Annotated in this window: 18 protein-coding genes, 1 tRNA gene, 3 pseudogenes and 1 riboswitch; of the genes and pseudogenes, 13 read left to right on the top strand and 9 right to left on the bottom strand. The window is 69.1% G+C overall.

The annotated features are described in order from the left end of the window. Positions 1-132 (bottom strand): annotated as a pseudogene (locus tag EAO75_RS47820) (cytochrome P450); the annotation flags it as partial. On the opposite strand from EAO75_RS47820, the gene EAO75_RS38415 reads away from it, so the two are divergent. The 5 genes and pseudogenes from EAO75_RS38415 to EAO75_RS38395 all read left to right on the top strand — a co-directional run. Continuing rightward, positions 79-1,335 carry a cytochrome P450 family protein gene (locus EAO75_RS38415; RefSeq protein ID WP_147999708.1) on the top strand — a complete coding sequence of 419 codons (1,257 nt, stop codon included), beginning with the start codon at positions 79-81 and terminating at the stop codon, positions 1,333-1,335. The pseudogene EAO75_RS47820 and the gene EAO75_RS38415 overlap by 54 nt on opposite strands. A gap of 166 nt (positions 1,336-1,501) precedes the next feature. Continuing rightward, positions 1,502-2,569, top strand: a complete 1,068-nt coding sequence (locus EAO75_RS38410; protein WP_147999707.1) for a transglycosylase family protein — start codon at positions 1,502-1,504, stop codon at positions 2,567-2,569. 208 nt (positions 2,570-2,777) lie between these two features. Further along, positions 2,778-2,977, top strand: a riboswitch (cyclic di-AMP (ydaO/yuaA leader). A gap of 4 nt (positions 2,978-2,981) precedes the next feature. Then, complete coding sequence (locus EAO75_RS38405) at positions 2,982-3,671, top strand: transglycosylase family protein (RefSeq protein WP_147999706.1); 690 nt, start codon at positions 2,982-2,984, stop codon at positions 3,669-3,671. 339 nt (positions 3,672-4,010) lie between these two features. Then, positions 4,011-5,297, top strand: a complete 1,287-nt coding sequence (gene eno, locus EAO75_RS38400) for a phosphopyruvate hydratase (RefSeq protein ID WP_147999705.1) — start codon at positions 4,011-4,013, stop codon at positions 5,295-5,297. A gap of 107 nt (positions 5,298-5,404) precedes the next feature. Continuing rightward, positions 5,405-5,818 (top strand): annotated as a pseudogene (locus EAO75_RS38395) (FtsB family cell division protein); the annotation flags it as partial. On the opposite strand, the gene EAO75_RS46245 reads toward EAO75_RS38395, so the two are convergent. Then, positions 5,761-5,997, bottom strand: coding sequence for a hypothetical protein (locus tag EAO75_RS46245; protein ID WP_187284826.1), 237 nt, complete (start codon positions 5,995-5,997; stop codon positions 5,761-5,763). The pseudogene EAO75_RS38395 and the gene EAO75_RS46245 overlap by 58 nt on opposite strands. Beyond that, a pseudogene (locus tag EAO75_RS38385) lies at positions 5,932-6,100 on the bottom strand (exopolyphosphatase); the annotation flags it as partial. The gene EAO75_RS46245 and the pseudogene EAO75_RS38385, both read right to left, overlap by 66 nt. Here EAO75_RS38385 and EAO75_RS38380 point away from each other — a divergent pair. Continuing rightward, positions 6,081-6,587, top strand: coding sequence for a DUF501 domain-containing protein (locus tag EAO75_RS38380; RefSeq protein WP_148000532.1), 507 nt, complete (start codon positions 6,081-6,083; stop codon positions 6,585-6,587). The pseudogene EAO75_RS38385 and the gene EAO75_RS38380 overlap by 20 nt on opposite strands. Before the next feature lie 119 nt (positions 6,588-6,706). Then, positions 6,707-7,660: a Ppx/GppA phosphatase family protein gene (locus tag EAO75_RS38375; protein ID WP_147999704.1), complete on the top strand. Its 954-nt coding sequence runs from the start codon at positions 6,707-6,709 to the stop codon at positions 7,658-7,660. A 109-nt stretch (positions 7,661-7,769) separates the two neighbouring features. Here the strand turns inward: EAO75_RS38375 and EAO75_RS38370 are convergent, their stop codons facing one another. Then, positions 7,770-7,985 carry a hypothetical protein gene (locus tag EAO75_RS38370; protein WP_147999703.1) on the bottom strand — a complete coding sequence of 72 codons (216 nt, stop codon included), beginning with the start codon at positions 7,983-7,985 and terminating at the stop codon, positions 7,770-7,772. A gap of 547 nt (positions 7,986-8,532) precedes the next feature. On the opposite strand from EAO75_RS38370, the gene EAO75_RS38365 reads away from it, so the two are divergent. Together EAO75_RS38365 and EAO75_RS38360 are read left to right on the top strand one after the other, a co-directional pair. Continuing rightward, complete coding sequence (locus EAO75_RS38365) at positions 8,533-9,921, top strand: NAD(P)/FAD-dependent oxidoreductase (RefSeq protein ID WP_147999702.1); 1,389 nt, start codon at positions 8,533-8,535, stop codon at positions 9,919-9,921. Positions 9,922-10,151: 230 nt separating this feature from the next. Then, positions 10,152-11,456: a class I SAM-dependent methyltransferase gene (locus EAO75_RS38360; protein ID WP_147999701.1), complete on the top strand. Its 1,305-nt coding sequence runs from the start codon at positions 10,152-10,154 to the stop codon at positions 11,454-11,456. An 84-nt stretch (positions 11,457-11,540) separates the two neighbouring features. Here the strand turns inward: EAO75_RS38360 and EAO75_RS38355 are convergent, their stop codons facing one another. Both EAO75_RS38355 and EAO75_RS38350 read right to left on the bottom strand, forming a co-directional pair. Beyond that, positions 11,541-14,075: an ABC transporter permease gene (locus tag EAO75_RS38355; protein WP_147999700.1), complete on the bottom strand. Its 2,535-nt coding sequence runs from the start codon at positions 14,073-14,075 to the stop codon at positions 11,541-11,543. Continuing rightward, positions 14,075-14,845 carry an ABC transporter ATP-binding protein gene (locus EAO75_RS38350; RefSeq protein ID WP_147999699.1) on the bottom strand — a complete coding sequence of 257 codons (771 nt, stop codon included), beginning with the start codon at positions 14,843-14,845 and terminating at the stop codon, positions 14,075-14,077. Before EAO75_RS38350 ends, EAO75_RS38355 begins: the two co-directional genes overlap by 1 nt. A gap of 393 nt (positions 14,846-15,238) precedes the next feature. Between EAO75_RS38350 and EAO75_RS38340 the strand changes: the two genes are divergently transcribed. The 3 genes from EAO75_RS38340 to EAO75_RS38330 all read left to right on the top strand — a co-directional run bounded on the left by EAO75_RS38340 (position 15,239) and on the right by EAO75_RS38330 (position 17,727). Then, positions 15,239-15,322, top strand: a tRNA-Leu gene (locus tag EAO75_RS38340). A 129-nt stretch (positions 15,323-15,451) separates the two neighbouring features. Then, positions 15,452-16,627: a 4-hydroxybenzoate 3-monooxygenase gene (locus EAO75_RS38335; protein ID WP_147999698.1), complete on the top strand. Its 1,176-nt coding sequence runs from the start codon at positions 15,452-15,454 to the stop codon at positions 16,625-16,627. Positions 16,628-16,830: 203 nt separating this feature from the next. Next, complete coding sequence (locus EAO75_RS38330) at positions 16,831-17,727, top strand: Bax inhibitor-1/YccA family protein (protein ID WP_147999697.1); 897 nt, start codon at positions 16,831-16,833, stop codon at positions 17,725-17,727. A gap of 61 nt (positions 17,728-17,788) precedes the next feature. Here the strand turns inward: EAO75_RS38330 and EAO75_RS38325 are convergent, their stop codons facing one another. Then, a complete protein-coding gene (locus tag EAO75_RS38325; RefSeq protein ID WP_030049879.1) occupies positions 17,789-18,019 on the bottom strand; it encodes a DUF4287 domain-containing protein in 231 nt (76 codons plus the stop codon). 94 nt (positions 18,020-18,113) lie between these two features. Here EAO75_RS38325 and EAO75_RS38320 point away from each other — a divergent pair, with 94 nt between their 5' ends. After that, positions 18,114-18,425, top strand: coding sequence for a hypothetical protein (locus tag EAO75_RS38320; protein ID WP_187284754.1), 312 nt, complete (start codon positions 18,114-18,116; stop codon positions 18,423-18,425). A 35-nt stretch (positions 18,426-18,460) separates the two neighbouring features. Here EAO75_RS38320 and EAO75_RS38315 read toward each other — a convergent pair whose 3' ends face one another. Continuing rightward, a complete protein-coding gene (locus tag EAO75_RS38315) occupies positions 18,461-19,252 on the bottom strand; it encodes a hypothetical protein (protein WP_147999696.1) in 792 nt (263 codons plus the stop codon). 287 nt (positions 19,253-19,539) lie between these two features. Beyond that, the gene (locus tag EAO75_RS38310) at positions 19,540-20,760 is read right to left on the bottom strand and encodes an acetyl-CoA C-acetyltransferase (RefSeq protein ID WP_147999695.1); all 1,221 of its coding nucleotides are present in this window, start codon (positions 20,758-20,760) and stop codon (positions 19,540-19,542) included. Between the last annotated feature and the right edge of the window lie 56 nt (positions 20,761-20,816).

Genomic DNA, 20,816 nt, shown 5'->3' with positions numbered 1-20,816 from the left:
GTGGTCGGAGGCGCGGATGAGGCCCGAGATGAGGTCCTCGCCGGGGTCGGGGGTGGCGGGAAGTGCCTCGCGCTTGCGGTGGATGAGGTCGGCCAGATACCCGCGCATCTTCTTCACGGACCGCGCGACCCCTACCCCGCCTACGCCTGGCTCCGGGACCACGCCCCCGTGCACCGGACGCGGCTCCCCAGCGGGGTGGAGGCCTGGCTGGTCACCCGGTACGCCGACGCCAAGCAGGCCCTCGCCGACAGCAGGCTCTCCAAGAACCCGGCCCACCACGACGAGCCSGCGCACGCCAAGGGCAAGACCGGTATCCCGGGGGAGCGCAAGGCCGAGCTGATGACGCATCTGCTCAACATCGATCCACCGGACCACACCAGGCTGCGCCGGCTCGTCTCCAAGGCCTTCACGCCCCGCAGGGTCGCCGAGTTCACGCCCCGGGTGCAGGAGCTCACCGATCAGCTCATCGACCGGTTCGCGGCGGAGGGGAGCGCCGACCTCATCCACGACTTCGCCTTCCCCCTCCCCATCTACGCCATCTGCGACCTGCTCGGCGTCCCCCGCGAGGACCAGGACGACTTCCGGGACTGGGCGGGCATGATGATCCGGCACCAGGGCGGCCCCAGGGGCGGGGTCGCGCGGTCCGTGAAGAAGATGCGCGGGTATCTGGCCGACCTCATCCACCGCAAGCGCGAGGCACTTCCCGCCACCCCCGACCCCGGCGAGGACCTCATCTCGGGCCTCATCCGCGCCTCCGACCACGGTGAGCACCTCACCGAGAACGAGGCCGCGGCCATGGCCTTCATCCTGCTGTTCGCCGGCTTCGAGACGACCGTCAACCTCATCGGCAACGGCACCTACGCCCTGCTCACCCACCCCGATCAGCGCGCCCGCCTCCAGACCTCCCTCGCCGCCCGGGAAACCGACCTCCTCGAGACCGGCGTCGAGGAACTCCTGCGCTACGACGGCCCCGTCGAGCTCGCCACCTGGCGCTTCGCGACCGAACCGCTCAGCATCGGCGGGCAGGGCATCGCGGCCGGCGACCCCGTCCTCGTCGTCCTGGCCGCGGCCGACCGTGACCCGGAGCGGTTCGCCGACCCGGACGTGCTCGACCTCGGCCGCCGCGACAACCAGCACCTCGGTTACGGCCACGGCATCCACTACTGCCTCGGCGCCCCGCTCGCCCGGCTGGAGGGCCAGACCGCCCTCGCCACGCTCCTCACCCGCCTCCCGGACCTCCGACTCGCAGTGGACCCGGGGGAGTTGAGATGGCGCGGCGGCCTCATCATGCGCGGACTGCGCACGCTTCCGGTGGAGTTCACCCCAGTTGGGTGAGTGTGTCCACCGCCGAAAACGTGAATCGCGCTCAATTCTGTGATCTTCACGTGATCTACGCGGCATTAACTTGTGACAAGTGATCGTCTGCCTATACGTTCACGGATCAACAAGGCGCCCAGGTTTCAAGCGCCGCGTTCACTGCTGTCTCGTGAAAGGTCCCCGCATGCTCTCCGGGAACGGTCGTCACCGTCGCCCCCGTCAGGCTCCGGCTCTCCTCGTCGCGGCCGGAGTGACCGGGTCCGCAATCGCCATCCCGCTCCTCGGCGCAAGCGGCGCGAGTGCCGCCGACGGCACCGTGTGGGACAAGGTGGCCGAGTGCGAGACCGGCGGCTCGTGGAGCGCCGACAGCGGCAACGGACACTACGGCGGACTGCAGTTGACCCAGGAGGACTGGGAGCAGTACGGCGGTCTCGACTACGCCTCCAGCCCCGACCTGGCCAGCCGCTCCCAGCAGATAGCCGTGGCCCAGGACATCCTCGCGGACCAGGGGACCAGCCCCTGGGGCACGTGCGCCGTGCTCAACGGGCTCACCAAGAAGTCCGGATCGATCGACCTCGACACCGGAGTGGACGACGACTCGCCCTCCGAGGTGTCCGGATCCTCCGGATTGCTCGATTCGTCCGGCTCGTCGAATTCATCTGATGCGTCCGAGGAGTCCGACTCCTCTGACTCTTCCGACTCCAGCGGTTCCCCCGACGCGTCGACGCCGTCCAGTGACCCGTCGAAGTCGGCGAGCGGCACTCCCGACGCTTCGTCCGAATCGCCCGGGAAGTCCTCTTCCTCGCCGTCTTCGCCCTCTAAGTCCGGCAAGTCTTCGAAGCCCGATGCGTCCCCCGAAGCGACGGACTCGCAGTCGCCGGAGAGCTCGCCCGTCGAGACGCCCAAGGCTGACAATCCGGACAACTGGTCGCAGGATGCGGGCTCCTGGGGCCTCGTCGACACCGGTTCGGTCGACGGCGTGACCGAAGGCGCGGTCGAGGGATTGACGGCCGGCGCCGGTCGGCACCGCGGCCCCAGCGCCGACGAGAGCGACACCGCCGAGGTGGCCACCAAGTCCACCGGTCGCCACGCCTCGTACAAGGTCCGCGAGGGCGACACTCTCGCCTCGATCGCCGACTCCCTTGACCTCGACGGCGGGTGGCGCGCGCTGTACAAGGCGAACGAGAAGGCCATAGGGGGCGACGCGAACCGCATCGCCCCCGGTCAGACCCTGGACGTCCCTGTCAAATAGCGGTCGAACAGGGCGAAAAACAGCGGGAGTTCGCGTCACATTTCGCGCTGAATGTCCGTTTTGAAAGTAGTGAGAGATAGATCTCAGAAGCCCTGATCGTCTTTGTCATTCCGCGAATCGCGTGTCTACGGTCGGGACCGCTCGCCACCAGAGTGAGCCCCGACAGCCGTCACGCCGAATCCTGCCGGCGGCCGTACGGGAACAGTCGTCGCGTAAAGCGCCGTAGGCAGGAGCGGGGGACCCAAGGTTTGTGCCGGGTCCGGCAGTTGAGGCCCTTCGGGGCCGCACAGCCGGAGCCGGCTTGGGGTGGAGCCGTGCAACGCGAGCCGAAAGGCGGACGTGCGCGGCCGGGCAACTCAACCGGCCCGAACCCGACAGCTCACCTCGCAGGCGTCGGTGAGGGGATCTCTCCATGCTGTTTTCCAGCAAGGGCAAGCACCGTCGTCCGTCCAAGGCCGCTCGCGCCATCGCCGTCGTCGGCGTCACCGGTGCCGCCGCCGTCGCCGCCCCGCTGATGGCGGCCGGCAGCGCCTCGGCCGCCACCGCCTCCGAGTGGGACGCCGTCGCCCAGTGCGAGGCCGGCGGCAACTGGTCGATCAACACCGGCAACGGCTACTACGGCGGTCTGCAGTTCTCCGCCTCCACCTGGGCCGCGTACGGCGGCACCCAGTACGCCTCCACCGCCGACCAGGCCACCAAGGCGCAGCAGATCGAGATAGGCGAGAAGGTCCTCGCGGGCCAGGGCAAGGGTGCCTGGCCGAACTGCGGCACCGGCCTGTCGAGCGCCGCGTACTCCGGCTCCTCCGCCGGCGGCTCCTCGCAGAGCACCGAGTCGACCACCCGCTCCACCGAGCAGCAGTCGGCCTCCCGCTCCGCCGACCGTCCGGCCGCGAAGAAGAGCACCAAGACCGTCACCACCCCGACCGGCAAGAAGGTCAAGAAGGGCGACGGCGAGTACAAGGTCGTCAAGGGTGACACCCTCAGCTCGATCGCCGCGGACCACGACGTCAAGGGCGGCTGGGAGAAGCTCTTCAAGCTGAACAAGGACATCGTCGAGGACGCCAACCTGATCTACCCCGGTCAGCAGCTGCACCTGAAGTAATACGTGCGCGACAGTTGAACCACAGCGCCTTCACATCCGTGGACCTGATAGTGAAGGCGTCGTGAGGGTCACCCCCGTCCCCGCGAACTCCCCGCCTCGGTGCGTTTTCCCCCGTACGCACCGGGGCGGGGCTTTCTTTTGCGCCGGCTCCCGGACCGCCGTCCGGCACGGTGCCCGCCACGGTGTCCGCCACCGCGGGTTTTTGTTCCGTTCGGAAACAATTCGCTCTCGGTTCTGTCCACGGGGCGGTCGACCACTGGCCGAAGCCCCCGGGCCGGTTAGGCTCGTCTCGCAGCACCCTCCGGGGTCTGCGTACCCGCGTCACATCCGAAGAAGGAGATGCTCGTGCCGTCCATCGACGTCGTCGTAGCCCGGGAAATCCTGGACTCCCGAGGCAACCCCACGGTCGAGGTCGAGGTCGGCCTCGACGACGGCAGCACGGGTCGTGCCGCCGTTCCGTCCGGCGCCTCGACCGGTGCCTTCGAGGCCATCGAGCTCCGCGACGGTGACCCCAACCGTTACCAGGGCAAGGGCGTCGAGAAGGCCGTCCTCGCCGTCATCGAGCAGATCGGCCCCGAGCTGGTCGGCTACGACGCCACCGAGCAGCGCCTGATCGACCAGGCCATGTTCGACCTGGACGCCACCGACAACAAGGGCTCCCTCGGCGCCAACGCCATCCTCGGCGTCTCGCTCGCCGTCGCCCACGCCGCCTCCGAGGCCAGCGACCTGCCGCTGTTCCGCTACCTGGGCGGCCCGAACGCGCACCTGCTGCCGGTGCCGATGATGAACATCCTGAACGGCGGCTCGCACGCCGACTCCAACGTGGACATCCAGGAGTTCATGATCGCCCCGATCGGCGCGGAGTCCTTCTCCGAGGCGCTGCGCTGGGGCACCGAGGTCTACCACACCCTCAAGAAGGTCCTGAAGGGCCGCGGCCTGTCCACCGGCCTCGGCGACGAGGGCGGCTTCGCCCCGAACCTCGGCTCCAACCGCGAGGCCCTCGACCTCATCCTCGAGGCCATCAAGGAAGCCGGCTACGCCCCCGGCGAGCAGATCGCCCTCGCGCTCGACGTCGCCGCCTCCGAGTTCTACAAGGACGGCAAGTACCTCTTCGAGGGCAAGGAGCGCTCCGCCGCCGAGATGACGGAGTACTACGAGGAGCTCGTGGCGGCCTACCCGCTCGTCTCCATCGAGGACCCGCTGTTCGAGGACGACTGGGCCGGCTGGAAGGTCCTCACCGACAAGCTGGGCGACAAGGTCCAGATCGTCGGCGACGACCTCTTCGTCACCAACCCGGAGCGCCTGGCCCGCGGCATCGACGACGGCGCCGCCAACGCGCTGCTCGTCAAGGTCAACCAGATCGGCTCGCTCACCGAGACCCTGGACGCCGTCGAGCTCGCCCAGCGCAGCGGCTTCAAGTGCATGATGTCCCACCGCTCCGGCGAGACCGAGGACGTCACCATCGCCGACCTGGCCGTCGCCACCAACTGCGGCCAGATCAAGACCGGCGCCCCGGCCCGCTCCGAGCGCGTCGCCAAGTACAACCAGCTGCTGCGCATCGAGGAGATCCTCGACGACGCCGCGGTGTACGCCGGCCGCTCGGCCTTCCCGCGCTTCAAGGGCTGACCGAAGGGCTGACACAGGCCCCAGAGCAGCGTCGTACGTACGTCCCCGTACTCGGTCCCGTACCGTGTGCGGGGACGTACGCACGTGAAAGGGGAGGCGGAGAGCCGATGGCCGTCAAGGACCGGGACCGTTTCTCCACCGCGACCAGGATCCGGTTGCTCGGCGAGCAGACGGCGGCCCGCGTCTACCGCTCCCAGACCAAGCGGCAGGCCCGGCGCTCCAGGCTCACCTCGCGCGCCGCGCTGCTCGCGCTGGTGGTCTGCTCCCTCGTCGTGGCGCTGGCCTACCCCATAAGGCAGTACGTCTCCCAGCGCGCCGAGATCGCCGACCTCCAGCGGCAGAAGGAGGAGGCCGCCCAGCGCGTCGAGGACCTGCGTGACATCAAGGCACGCTGGCAGGACGACAAGTACGCCGAGCAGCAGATCCGGCAGCGGCTGCACTATGTGATGCCCGGGGAGACCGGTTACATCGTGATCGACCCGGACGCGGCCAAGAAGGCGCGGACCGACCAGAGCGCGGCGAGCGTGGGCACGGTCGACACGACCGTGATCTCCTGCTCGACCAGCCACGGCCCGAGATCGGCGCCGCTCCTGACCTGCGAGCGCGGCACCGGCACCAGACAGGCGCCGTACCGCCAGGACGAACTCCGTCGACCCGCCGCCGATGTCCACGACGAGGTAGGGCCGGTGCAGGTCCGCACGCCCCGTCAGCTCCTTCGTCGCGCCCGTGAAGGAGAACTCGGCCTCCTGGTCCCCGGTGACGACCTCGGGCTCGACGCCCAGGATGTCCACGACCCCGCGCACCGAACCCACCGACGCGGATGTCGAGGCCTTCAAGCAGCAGCTCGGCCGTCCTCCGCGCGGGCTGCGCGCGATCGCTCACCGGTGCCCGTGCGGGCAGCCCGACGTGGTCGAGACGGCGCCTCGGCTGCCCGACGGCACGCCCTTCCCGACGCTGTACTACCTGACGTGCCCGAAGGCCTCTTCGGCGATCGGCACGCTGGAGGCCGAGGGTGTGATGAAGGAGATGACGGCTCGGCTGGAGACGGATCCGGAACTGGCCGCCGCGTATCGCTCCGCGCATGAGGACTACATCCGGCGGCGGGACGAGATCGAGGAGCTGACCGGGTTTCCGAGTGCGGGGGGCATGCCGGACCGGGTGAAGTGTCTGCATGTGCTCGTTGCGCACTCGTTGGCGGCCGGGCCCGGGGTGAATCCGCTGGGGGACGAGGCGATCGCGATGCTGCCGGAGTGGTGGCGGAAGGGGCCGTGCGTGGTTCCGGCCGAGTGAGCCTCGCCCCGCCACCCCTACCCGTCGTTCCCCCAAGCTCTTCGAGCAGGGGGGACCCCCGGATGGGCTGAGTGATACCGACCGGCGCTGAATTGTCCCGCACATCAGAAGGGCCCACCATGACCCGCGTCGCCGCCATCGACTGCGGTACCAACTCCATCCGGCTTCTCGTCGCCGACGTCGATCCAGACAGTGGTGAACTCGTCGATCTGGACCGGCGTATGACCATCGTGCGTCTCGGGCAGGGCGTGGACCGTACGGGACGGCTCGCGCCGGAGGCGCTGGAGCGTACCTTCGCCGCCTGTCGTGACTACGCGGCGATCATCAAGGAGCACGGCGCCGAGCGGCTGCGCTTCGTCGCCACCTCCGCCTCGCGGGACGCCGAGAACCGGGACGAGTTCGTGCGCGGGGTCGTGGACATCCTGGGCGTCGAGCCCGAGGTCGTCACCGGGGACCAGGAGGCCGAGTTCTCCTTCACGGGCGCGACGAAGGAGCTGACGGGGCGTGCGGACCTGCACCGGCCCTACCTCGTCGTGGACATCGGCGGCGGGTCGACGGAGTTCGTCGTCGGCGAGGAGCACGTGCGCGCCGCGCGCTCCGTGGACGTCGGCTGTGTGCGGATGACCGAGCGTCATCTCGTACGCGACGGCCTCGTCTCCGACCCGCCCTCCGCGGAGCAGATCGCGGCGATGCGGGCCGACATCGAGGCGGCCCTCGACCTCGCCGAGGAGAGCGTGCCGCTGCGTGAGGCGAAGACGCTGGTGGGGCTGGCCGGTTCGGTCACCACGCTGTCGGCGATCGCGCAGGACCTGCCCGAGTACGACTCGACGCGCATCCACCACTCCCGGGTCACCCTCGACCGGGTCCGCGAGATCACTGACTGGCTGCTGCACTCCACCCATGCCGAGCGTGCGGCCGTTCCCTCCATGCACCCGGGGCGGGTCGACGTCATCGCGGCCGGCGCGCTGGTGCTGCTCGCGATCATGGAGCGGACCGGCGCCGAGGAGGTCGTCGTCAGCGAGCACGACATCCTCGACGGCATCGCCTTCAAGGTGGCGCAGGCGCCCCAGTAGGGCGAGCGGGCAAGGCACTTGCGCGGACGCGGAACGGACGCGGAACGGCCCCGGTACCTCGTGAAGAGGGGCCGGGGCCGTTCCGCGTCGAGCCCGTGCGGGCCGTCCGTCAGTTGCAGAGGATGACGAGGAGGCCGCTGCACCCTCCGTCGTCACCGCCTCCGTGGGCCGGACTGGACTGTACGGCCGAGGTGTTCATGGTGGCGGGTGTCGCTGCCGCGGTGGATGCGACCGCCGTCCCCAGCGCAAGGGCGATGCCGAGGGCAGCGCCGACCGAGACTATTCGCTTGACGGCCCGCTTGGGGGCCTTCTGTGAGGTGATCATGGCTGCACGTTATGTGCCCTTCTGATCAATTTCGCGCGGAGTGTGGCCGACCGGGTGACGGTGCCTCAGATCGCCGTCTCGGGGTGGTTCGGGTCTCGTTTTCCTACCGGTGGGTAGCTTTCGGTTGAGCAGGTCGGCTAGCGTATGAGCGCCCCCGAGGGGGCTTTCGGGGCCCTGATCGACCCGCCGCGGGCACCCGCCGAAGAAAGTTCGTGAAGTTCTTCACAAGGAATTCGGCCCTCTCGGACCACGGATAGGTGTCGGTTGACCCTTCCGAGGGGTGAACGGCCCCTTGAACATGTTCAGATGGACGGTGTAAAGAGGCTTCGGGAGTCTCTCCACGGAGGGTGTTCCGGTCCGCTCACGCGAGGCCCAAAGACCCAGAGGGGCAGCTCACGCGGCATTGACAACGGGGCATAGCGCTTCCCGGTTCCCCATCGTGACCATGACCTGTGTCACGCGGGCCGGGGAGTGTAGCACAGGGCCTGCAAGAGCTTGTGAAGGGGCGCACGAGCGACCCCCCTGAGGCAGGTGGATACTCGATGGCATGAGCACCACGGAGCGTCCCAGGATCCTCGTAGTAGGCGGTGGGTACGTAGGCCTGTACGCAGCTCGGCGCATTCTCAAGAAGATGCGCTACGGAGAGGCGACCGTCACGGTCGTCGACCCCCGGTCGTACATGACCTACCAGCCCTTCCTCCCCGAAACCGCCGCCGGCAGCATCTCCCCGCGCCACGTCGTCGTCCCGCTGCGACGCGTGCTGCCCAAGGCGGAGGTCCTCACCGGCCGGGTCACCACCATCGATCAGGACCGCAAGGTCGCGACGATCGCCCCGCTGGTCGGCGAGGCGTACGAGCTGCCCTTCGACTACCTGGTCATCGCGATGGGCGCGGTCTCCCGCACCTTCCCGATCCCCGGCCTCGCCGAGCAGGGCATCGGTATGAAGGGCATCGAGGAGGCCATCGGCCTGCGCAACCACGTCCTCGAGCAGCTCGACAAGGCCGACTCCACCACCGACGAGGAGATCCGCCGCAAGGCGCTCACCTTCGTCTTCATCGGCGGCGGCTTCGCCGGTGCGGAGACCATCGGTGAGGTCGAGGACATGGCCCGCGACGCGGCCAAGTACTACACCAGCGTGTCCCGTGAGGACATGCGGTTCGTGCTCGTCGACGCCGCCGACAAGATCCTCCCCGAGGTCGGCCCGAAGCTCGGCCAGTACGGCAAGGAGCACCTCGAGGCCCGTGGCGTCGAGGTCTACCTCTCCACCTCCATGGACTCCTGCGTCGACGGCCACGTCGTGCTGAAGAACGGCCTCGAGGTCGACTCCAACACGATCGTCTGGACCGCCGGCGTCAAGCCGAACCCCGCCCTCACCCGCTTCGGTCTGCCCCTCGGCCCCCGCGGTCATGTCGACTGCGAGCCGTCCCTCCAGGTCAAGGGCACCGACTACATCTGGGCCGCCGGCGACAACGCCCAGGTCCCGGACCTCGTCGGCCGCAAGGCGGGCAACGAGAACGCCTGGTGCCCGCCGAACGCCCAGCACGCGCTGCGCCAGGCCCGCACCCTCGGCGACAACGTGATCTCCGGTATGCGGGGCTTCCCGCAGAAGGACTACTCGCACGCCAACAAGGGCGCGGTGGCCGGCCTCGGCCTCCACAAGGGCGTCGCGATGATCGTCATGGGCAAGATGAAGATCAAGCTCAAGGGCCGTCTCGCCTGGTACATGCACCGTGGCTACCACGGCATGGCGATGCCGACCTGGAACCGCAAGATCCGCGTCTTCGCCGACTGGACCCTCGGCATGTTCCTCAAGCGCGAGGTCGTGGCGCTCGGCGCGCTGGAGACTCCGCGCGAGGAGTTCTACGAGGCCGCCAAGCCGGCCCCGGTCGCCGCCGCGAGCAGCGCCGACAAGGGCGAGAAGGCCAAGGCCTCCTGACCCTGCCGGCCGGCCCCGCCGGTCGCTGAACCAACCGAAGGACCTCCCGCCATCCGTGGTGCGGGAGGTCCTTCGGCGTTTTCTCGGACGCATGCGTCGGACGGGCCAACTGAGTGGCTCCTGCACCCTTTTTGCCCATCCGTAACGCGCGTGGGGGACTGTCATCGGGCCCCGCAGGTGTTTACGTGGTGTTGGACATTCCGGGATCCTTTTTCACGGAGGTGCTCGCCATGGCAGACGCCGCGGTGCGGCTGAAGGGGCTTCTCGAACAGGTGCTGGGAGTGCCGCTCCCGGTGCGCATCCGCGCCTGGGACGGTTCCCAGGCGGGTCCGCCGGGCGCGCCGACCCTCGTCGTACGCAACCGCCGTGCCGTGCGGCGGCTGCTGTTCAAGCCCGGCGAGCTGGGGCTCGCCCGGGCCTGGGTCGCCGGAGACCTGGAGATCGAGGGGGACCTCTACACGGCTCTCGATCTGCTCTCGGGGCTCGTGTGGGAGCGGGGCGAGGACGCCCGGAGCCTGGCGCAGGCGCTTCGGGACCCCGAGGTGCGCGCCGCCGTCCGCGGCCTCGTCAAGCTCGGCGGACTGCCGTTTCCGCCCGCGCCGCCGCCCGAGGAGGTGCGCCGGCACGGCCATCTGCACACCAAGCGCACCGACAGGCGCGCCATCAGCCACCACTACGACGTAGGCAACGACTTCTACGAGATCGTCCTCGGCCCGTCCATGGTGTACTCCTGCGCCTACTGGCCCGCCCCGGACAGCACCCTGGAGACCGCCCAGCGCGACAAGCTGGACCTCATCTGCCGCAAGCTCGACCTGAGGCCCGGTCAGCGGCTGCTCGACGTCGGCTGCGGCTGGGGCTCCATGGCCCTGCACGCCGCCCGCGAGTACGGCGTGAGCGTCGTCGGCATCACCCTCTCCCAGGAGCAGGCGGCCTACGCCCGTAAGCGCATCGCCGACGAGGGGCTCACCGACAAGGTGGAGATCCGCGTACAGGACTACCGGGACGTCGACGACGGGCCGTACGACGCTATCTCCTCCATCGGTATGGCCGAGCACGTCGGCGCCGAGCGGTATCTGGAGTACGCCGATGTGCTGCACCGGCTCCTGAAGCCCGGCGGGCGGCTGCTCAACCACCAGATCGGCCGACGGCCGCAGCGCGACGAATCCACGTACGAGGTCGACGAGTTCATCGACTCCTACGTCTTCCCCGACGGCGAGCTCCAGCCCATCGGCGTCACCGTCGCCCAGCTCGAACGCGCCGGCTTCGAGGTGCGCGACGTCGAGTCGATCCGGGAGCACTACGCCCTGACCCTGCGCCGCTGGGTCGCCAACCTGGAGACGGAGTGGGCTCGGGCGGTCAAGCTCACCAGCGTCGGGCGCGCCCGGGTCTGGCGGCTGTACATGGCGGCCTGCGCGCTCGCCTTCGAGCGCAACCGCATCGGCGTCAACCAGGTGCTGGCCCTGCGGACACCCGATTCCGGTGCCTCCGGGATGCCGCTGCGGGCCCGCGAGTGGAGTGAGCCCGAGCGCCGTTGATCCGGACGCAGGAGGTCGGCAAACGGAAACGGCCGGGCTCCCCCGTCGTGGGGAAGCCCGGCCCTTCGGTGTACCGGGGCCCGGTTACTCGGCCTTGATCGCGTTCAGCATGTTCAGCCTCGCCGCGTTGCGGGCCGGCCACAGCGCGGCCAGGACGCCGACCAGTCCGGCCAGCACCAGGAAGATCCCGATCCGGTCCCAGGGCAGGACCAGCCGGTAGCCCGGGATCTGATCGGCGATGGTCTCGCCGATCGCCCAGCCGAGGAACGAGCCGAGACCGATGCCGATGACCGCGCCGAACACCGAGATGACCACGGCCTCCAGCCGGACCATCCGCTTCACCCGGCGCCGGTCGAGACCGATCGCGCGCAGCATGCCGATCTCCTGCTGCCGTTCGAAGACCGACATCGCGAGGGTGTTGACGACGCCCAGCACCGCGATGATCAGGGCCATCGCCAGCAGGCCGTACATGATGTTCAGCAGGGTGTTGATGGCGCCGCCGAACTCGCTGCGGATGTCCTGCTGGTCCATGATCTTGATCGCGGGGTTGTCACCCAGCGCGTCGATGAGGACCTTCTCGTTCGCCGAGGACTGGCCGCCGTCCACCTTCACGAAGATCTGCGGGATGTACGGCTTCACCTCGTGCGGGTTCACGACCTTGGTGTCGACGAGGACGGGGGAGAGGAACTCGCTGTCCTTGAAGACGGCGCCGACCGTCAGCGTGGTCTTCTTCTCGTCGCTGAAGGTGACGGGGATGCTGTCGCCGGGCTTCCAGCCCTTGCTCTTGGCCGTCTTGTCGGCGACCGCGATCTGGCCCTTGGCGAGCGAGTCGATGTTGCCGCTGACGACGTCGACGTTCAGGACCTGCTGGATGGCGCCCGGCGTCACCGCGGAGGCGGACACGAAGTCGTCGTCACCGGTCCGGAAGTAGACGTCCTGCTGCGGCGAGACCGCGCTGACGCCCTTGGCCTTCTCCAGCGCCGTCAGTGCGGACTGGTCGAGGTCCCCGCCGTTCGCCATCGAGACCATGTAGTCGGCCTTGATGTTGTCCGTGGTCATCTTGTCGATGGCCGTGCCGACCGTGATACCGAGCACCGACAGGCCGGTCACCAGCGTCAGTCCGATCGCCAGCGCCGAGGCGGTGGCTCCGGTACGGCGCGGGTTGCGGACCGCGTTCTGGCCGGCCAGCTTGCCGGCCACCCCGAAGGGGCCCACGAGCAGCGGACGGACGAGCGCGATCACGGGCCGGGACAGCAGCGGGATCAGGATGATCACACCGATCAGCGCGAGGAACGCGCCCGCCCCGATGTACATCCGGCCGCTGTCGCCGCCGGTCGAGGCACCCGCCACGATTCCGGCCGCGCCGAGGGCGGTGATGGCCGCACCGATGGAGTTGCGCACCACCAGCGACTTGGTGGTCGCCACCGCGTGGACGCTGCTCATGGCCGCCACCGGCGGGATCTTCGCGGCCCGGCGGCCGGGCAGCCAGGCGGCGAGCATCGTGATCAGCACACCGACGCCGATCGCGGCGAGCACCGGCGTGACGGACAGGATCAGCGGGCCGTCCGGGATCTTCATCTCGAACGCGGCCATTCCGGACCGCAGACCCACGGCCAGCCCGATGCCGAGGACGAAGCCGATCACCGACGCGACCAGGCCCACCACCGCGGCCTCGGCGAGCACCGAGCGGGTGATCTGCTTGCGCGACGCACCGACGGCGCGCATCAGGGCGATCTCCTTCGTGCGCTGGGCGACCAGCATCGTGAAGGTGTTGGAGATCAGGAAGATCCCGACGAACAGCGCGATGCCCGCGAAGCCGAGCAGGACCTGCTTGAGATTGCCCAGACCCTGCTCGATCTGCTTGGCCTGCTCGTCCGCGAGCGCCTGGCCGGTCTCGGCATCGGCGCTGGCCGGCAGCAGCGGCTTGACCGCGGCCAGGACCTTCGCGTCGTCCGAGCCGGAGGCGGCGCTGACGGTGGCTTCCTCGAAGTAGCCCGGCTTGAGGTACTGCTTCTGGGCGACCGCGGTGTCGAAGAGGACGAGGCTGCCGCCGGCGTTCACGGCGCCGTCCTCGGTGGTGAACACGCCGCTGAGGGTGAACTCCTTCACCGGCCCGTTCGTGGCGACCCGGACCCGGTCGCCCACCTTGTACTCGCCCTTGGCCGCGGAGTCCTTGTCCAGGGCGATCTGATCGTCCTTCACCGGGCCGGAGCCGTCGGTGAACGTGTAGGCGGGGTCCTTGCCGTCCTTGCCGGGGGCGAAGTTGGAGCCCTTGTTGGACCAGCCGACGCCGATCAGTTTCCCGTCGGGGTCGGCGACCCCGGCGAAGCCGTTGACGCGGCCGTACACGCCGTCGACGCCGTCCGCCGCGGAGAGCTTGTCGAGGGTCTTGCGGGAGAGGCCGGGCTCTTCCTTGGGGTTGTCCGGGTCGGCGTGCGAGGTGATGGCGACGGCGACGTCGTCGTAGCTCTTCGCCGACTGGTTGCGGAAGGCGTTGGAGAGGGTGTCGGCGAAGACCAGGGTGCCGGAGACGAATGCGACGCCGAGCATCACGGCGAGCACGGTCATCAGAAGCCGGGCCTTGTGCGCGAGTACGTTGCGCAGGGCTGTGCGGAACATCAGCTGGTGCGGCCCTTCGCGTCGAACTGCTTCATGAAGTCGAGGACGTTGTCCGCCGTCGGCCGGTACATCTCGTCGATGATCCGGCCGTCGGCGAGGAAGACCACGCGGTCCGCGTACGCGGCGGCGACCGGGTCGTGCGTGACCATCACGACGGTCTGCCCCATCTCCCGTACGGAGTTGCGCAGGAAGCCCAGCACCTCGGCTCCCGAGCGCGAGTCGAGGTTTCCGGTCGGCTCGTCGCCGAAGATGATCTCGGGCTTGGAGGCCAGGGCGCGGGCGACGGCGACGCGCTGCTGCTGGCCGCCGGAGAGCTGGGCCGGGCGGTGGCTCAGCCGGTCGGCGAGGCCCACCATCCGGATGACCGAATCCAGCCACTGCTTGTCGGGTTTGCGGCCCGCGATGTCCATCGGGAGGGTGATGTTCTCCAGGCCCGTCAGCGTCGGCAGCAGGTTGAACGCCTGGAAGATGAAGCCGATCTTGTCCCGGCGCAACTGGGTGAGCTGCTTGTCCTTCAGGGAGCCGAGCTCGGTGTCGCCGATGCGCACGGAACCGGAGGAGAAGGTGTCCAGTCCGGCCACACAGTGCATCAGCGTGGACTTGCCGGAGCCGGAGGGGCCCATGATCGCGGTGAACTCGGCCTGCCGGAAGTCGACGGAGACCCGGTCCAGGGCGACCACCTGGGTCTCACCCTGTCCGTAGATCTTCGACAGATCCGTGGCACGCGCGGCCACGGAGGTGGCCCGGTCTGCGATGGGTGCGGTGGTCACGAGTAGAACGCTCCTGAAGGGACGGCGGTGTGTTCGAAGGACGTATCCATCGTCCCGGCCGGTGGGCGCCGTGTAGTCCGTCCCTGTTCTGGTTCCGAAGGCAGACTGCGGATGGACCGGAGGCGGTCGTGTCATACCTGAGGATGACGGGCACCCCTGACACCTGTTCGGTTCGGGAACAGGTGGAGCGTCCTTGTTTGGACGGTGAAATTCCGTCATTCCGCATGCGCCGCCGACTGCCGCACGGAAGGCTATTGGCAAGTGCGGACGGCGTGTTCCGTAGGCTGATGCACCCTCAGACGTCAATAAAATAAGACAACATCAGTCCGCCCGTCCGCTGTTCGGGGGATGTATCCCGATAGGCTCGGGACCTCGATGCGGAGCCCATGGCCTGCCCAGATGGTGGAATGCAGACACGGCGAGCTTAAACCTCGCTGCCCCTTCGCGGGCGTGCCGGTTCAAGTCCGGCTCTGGGCACTTCCGAGACCCCTCCTTGCTTCAAGAGTTCACCGCACCCGTTGACAGCGGGCGGGTGCGGCCGGACACTCGCATCGAGATGTGGTGAATGAAACTTCACCATACGAACAGCGGGAAGGGAAGCGACCGATGCGTACCACCGTCGGCATCATCGGAGCGGGCCCCGCCGGGCTCCTCCTCGCGCGGCTGCTGCACGGCGCCGGCATCGACTCGGTCGTCCTGGAGAGCCGCGACCGCGCCTACGTCGAGCACCGCCAGCGCGCCGGAATCCTGGAGCAGGGCACGGTGGACGTGCTGCGCGCGGCCGGCGCCGGGGAGCGGATGGACCGCGAGGGGCTGCGGCACGACGGTATAGAACTGCGCCACGACCGCAAGCGTCATCGCGTCGACTTCCCCGCCCTCACCGGTGGCCGGTCCGTGATGGTCTACGCCCAGACCGAGGTCTGCAAGGACCTCATCGCCCTCCAACTCAAGGAGGGCGGCCCGCTGCTGTTCGAGGCCGAGGCGCTCGCGGTGGAGGGCGCCGACACCGACAGCCCGCGCGTGCGGTTCCGTCAGGCGGGCGTCGAGGACGTCCTGGAGTGCGACTACGTCGTCGGCTGCGACGGCTTCTGGGGCGTGTCCCGCAAGGCGATCCCCGCGGAGCTGGTCCGCGTCTTCGAGCGGACGTACCCCTTCGGCTGGCTCGGCATCCTCGCCGACGTCGCCCCCTCGCACGACGAGTTGGTCTACGCCCGCCACGATCGCGGCTTCGCCCTGCTGTCCATGCGCTCCCCGTCCGTCTCCCGCCTCTACCTCCAGGTCCCGGAGGGCACGGACGCCGAGGCGTGGAGCGACGACGGGATCTGGGACGAGCTGGAGCGCCGCTTCGAGACCGCCGACGACTGGCGCCTGGAGCGCGGCCCCATCACCCAGAAGTCGGTCACGCCCATGCGCTCCTACGTCCACGAACCCATGCGGCACGGCCGCCTCTTCCTGGCCGGTGACGCGGCGCACATCGTGCCGCCCACGGGCGCGAAGGGGCTGAATCTGGCCATTGGTGACGTCGTCACTTTCGCGCGGGCGCTGACGCACGAGAGGGAGACTCGTTCGGCGGAGCTCCTCGACGCCTACTCCGAGACCTGTCTGCGCCGCGTCTGGCAGGCCGAGCGGTTCTCCTACGACATGACGACGCTGCTGCACCGTGCCCCCGGTGCAACGCCGTTCGAGGACCGGATCCAGCGGGCGCGGCTGGAGCGGATCGCGTCGTCGAGGGCGGCCGAGACGGACCTGGCGGAGGGGTACACCGGGTTCCCGTTCGGGTGAGGCAAACGGATGATCTCCGGCCGGTTCCGGCCACGTCGCAGCTTGGTCATGAATGAGCCCCGTCGTGGCCGGGAATCACCCGGCCGCGTAGCGTGTTGGCCAGCACGACGAGGGAAAGATCCTCCCCAAGTACTAGGGTCGATCCTTTGCCAACCTATTACTCTTGAGCCAAGGCCCGCGCACGGCGGCCATGGAGGAGTGAAATGAGGAGCAGCAACCCGGTCTTCTCGCGACGGGGGTTCAGCCGCGACAACGGCTACGCGGGCTTCAACACCGCGCCGCAGGCCGGGGGCACCGCTGTCGGCACGCAGGGCAGCCCGTACGCCCAGCCGCAGGCCGGCAACCCGTACGCGCAGAACCCTTACGCCCAGCAGGACCTTCAGTACGGCGCACCGCCGCAGGCCCCGGCCACCACCGGCCGGATGACGATGGACGACGTCATCCTGCGCACCGGCACCACGCTCGGCGTCCTGATCGTCACGGCCGCCCTCGCCTGGGCGACGCTGCCGGTCGACGACGCGAACATCAGCCGGTCCTACGGCATCGCCATCGGCGCCGGTCTGATCGGCATGGTCCTGGCGCTCGTCCAGTCCTTCAAGCGCAAGGCGACGCCCGCGCTGATCCTGGCGTACGCCGCGTTCGAGGGCGTGTTCCTCGGCGTGGTCTCCAGCGTCGTCGACAACCGCATCGCCAGTGGTGCGGCCATGCAGGCGGTGCTCGGCACCATGGCGGTCTTCGCCGCGGTGCTGGTGGCGTACAAGGCGGGCTGGATCCGCGTCAACCGCCGCTTCGTCGGCTTCGTGATGGCGGCCGCGCTCGGCTTCATCATGCTGATGGCGATCAACCTGCTGTTCGCCGTCTTCGGCGGCGGTGACGGCCTCGGCTTCCGCAGCGGCCCGATGGGCATCCTGTTCGGCGTCATCGGCATCCTGCTCGGCGCCTGCTTCCTCGCCCTGGACTTCAAGCAGGTCGAGGACGGACTCGCCTACGGCGCTCCGCGCGAGGAGGCCTGGCTGGCGGCCTTCGGTCTCACCCTGACGCTGGTGTGGATCTACATGGAGTTCCTGAGGCTCATCTCGATCCTCAACAGCAGCGACTAGTCTGCGACGGTTTTGCAGCAAAGGGCCCCGGTACGCACCGGGGCCCTTCGTCGTATGCGCGCTAGAGGAATTTGCGCGCCGCCCTCCTCAGGTCGTACTCGTGGACGATCGCCTTCGCGTGGCCGTACGCGAGGTCGTATTCGTGCCGAAGCCAGCTGACCTTCTCCTCGAAGCGGACGAGGGCCGGGCCTTCTTCTACGGTGCGCAGCCAGTCGGAGACTTCACGACCGGTGCAGTGGGGGATGCGGGCGAGCATGTTGCGGTGGGTCTCCTCGGAGAGGACGTGGGACATCGGCGCCTCCGGACGCAAAGGGGATGTAAGCCGGTCCTTCAGGTCACCGTGCCTGAGCGTTCGCCCGTTGGCAACAGTCGCGTACGCTCGCGGCGTGGTTGATACGACGCGTCTGACCAGAGCCGTGGATCACTTCGCCGACCGGTTGAGGGCGGCGCCGCAGAGCCGGTTGCAGCGGAACGGGGCCGCCGAGGCGCTGGCGCTGGCCAGAGAATTGGCACGTCGGGCCCAGGTCCTGGAGGCGCCGGGGGCCGAGCCCCGGGTCATGCCCGATGCCGGGATGTTCGCGGCGGCCGACCAAATCACCGTCGCCGCCCATGACTTGGCGGTCGTACTGACGAACGAGGGTGAGGTCGAGGACGCGGTGCGGCTGGTGGAGGAGGCGCAGAAGCGGGCGGGGGTGTGATCCCCGGGGAGTGCGCTCCCTGGCCGGCGTGATTCCTAGAGGGACGCTATGACCCGGTCGGCCAGGATGTAGACGTTCTCCTCGCCGCACGCGAAGGTCAGCGTGTACGCGCCCGAGATACCCGAACCGCCCAGCAGCACCGGCGTCTCGCCGGCGCGCAGGGCCGCCGCCAGACGTTCCGCCGTCTCGCGGTGGCCCGGGGTCATGCACAGGGTGGTGCCGTCGGCGAAGACGTAGACGTCGAGGGTGCCCAGAGGGCCGGGGCGGACGTCGGTCAGTTCGGTGGCGGAGGAGGCCAGGTCCTCCAGGGTGGCCACCGTGCGCTCGTGGTCGTTCACCACCGGTGACMAGGTCGGGACGAAGTCCGGGTGGGAGGGGTGACGGCGGCGGGCCGCGGCCAGTTCGGGGGACTCCCCCGAGAACTCGTCGGGCTCCGCGGTCGGCTCGGTCACCGGCTCCAGATGCTCCAGGCCCGCGAAGTCGGCCTGGCGGGGCAGGAACAGCTCGCTGTCCGACAGACCCAGCAGCGTCGGCGCGTCCGAGGCGTCACGGGCCTCCTGGGCGGCCCAGAAGGCGCGCGCCTCGGCCAGCTCACGCTCCCGTTCCTCGGCGAGCGCCTCGGCCACGGCGGCGCGTATCTCATCGGCCTCCGCGGCGATGCGGGCCTGCGGGACGAGGCCGCGGGCAGCGGCGGCGTTCTTCTGTGCCAGCTCGGCGTGCAGGGCCGCGACCTGCCGGCGCAGCACCATGACGGTGCGCAGGACGGCGACGCCCACGGCGCCGGTGGCGGCCGTGGTGAGCAGCAAGGCGATCGGCATGGCGCTCACTGACGTACTCCCGGTTCAAAGTCGACCCCCGACTTCCTACATCAGCTTGAAGGGCGGACTATCCAGCTGTCAGTGCGTAACGTCACGAAACGGGCAGGGTTTTGGGCCTGGGGTTTGGTGCTGAAACAGCTCTGACCTGCGTATATCCCTCCGCGAAGGGAGATAGGTCACATCCTGGGGGAGATTGGATCACAAAACGGCCCAGAACCTTGGAGTTTCCCGGGTTCTGGGCCGAAGGCTCACGCTGGGTCGTGAGTTGACTACCTAGGGGCTCGAATCGGCCCGTTTCAGCTGAGGCGCTCGATGACCATCGCCATGCCCTGACCGCCGCCGACGCACATCGTCTCCAGACCGAACTGCTTGTCGTGGTGCTGGAGGGAGTTGATGAGCGTGGTGGTGATGCGGGCGCCGGTCATGCCGAAGGGGTGGCCGACGGCGATGGCGCCGCCGTTGACGTTCAGCTTGTCGATGTCGATGCCCAGGTCGCGGTAGGAGGGGATCACCTGCGCGGCGAACGCCTCGTTGATCTCGACCAGGTCGATGTCGTCGATGGTGAGGCCGGCACGGCGCAGGGCCTGCTGGCTGGCCTCCACCGGGCCGAGGCCCATGATCTCCGGGGACAGGCCGGAGACGCCGGTGGAGACGATGCGGGCGAGCGGGGTGAGGCCGAGCTCGCGGGCCTTGGTGTCGGACATGATCACGAGCGCGGCGGCGCCGTCGTTGAGGGGGCAGCAGTTGCCGGCCGTGACGAGGCCGTCAGGGCGGAAGACCGGCTTGAGGCCCGCCACGCCCTCCACGGTGACGCCGGCGCGGGGGCCGTCGTCCTTGCTGACGACGGTGCCGTCGGGGAGGGTCACCGGGGTGATCTCGCGCTCCCAGAAGCCGTTCTTGATGGCTTCCTCGGCGAGGTTCTGCGAGCGGACGCCGAACTCGTCCAGTTCCTGGCGGGTGATGCCCTTCATCCGGGCGAGGTTCTCGGCGGTCTGGCCCATGGCGATGTACGCGTCCGGGACGAGTCCGTCCTCGCGCGGGTCGTGCCAGGTCGTGCCCTCCTGCTGGGCGACCTCGGCGGTGCGGGCCTCGGCCTCCGCGAAGAGGGGGTTGTGGGTGTCGGGGATGCTGTCGGAGTTGCCCTTGGCGAACCGGGAGACCGTCTCCACGCCCGCCGAGATGAAGACGTCGCCCTCGCCGGCCTTGATGGCGTGCAGGGCCATGCGGCTCGTCTGGAGGGACGAGGAGCAGTAGCGGGTGACGGTGCAGCCCGGGAGGTGGTCCATGCCCATCTGTACGGCGACGATGCGGCCGAGGTTGTTGCCCTGTTCGCCGCCGGGGAGGCCGCAGCCGAGCATCAGGTCGTCGATGTCTCGCGGGTCCAGCTCGGGGACCTTGGCGAGGGCGGCCTGGATGATCGTGGCGGTGAGGTCGTCGGGGCGCAGGTCCTTGAGGGAGCCCTTGAAGGCGCGGCCGATGGGGGAGCGGGCGGTCGAGACGATCACGGCTTCGGGCATCACGGCTCCAGTGAAAAGGTGCGGCGCGTAGCGCCTCGTCGAGGGGTGGGCATACC

It is taken from the genome of Streptomyces sp. UW30 (assembly GCF_008042075.1).
Classification (GTDB): Bacteria; Actinomycetota; Actinomycetes; order Streptomycetales; family Streptomycetaceae; genus Streptomyces.
This window is presented reverse-complemented; position numbering and strand designations above follow the sequence as displayed.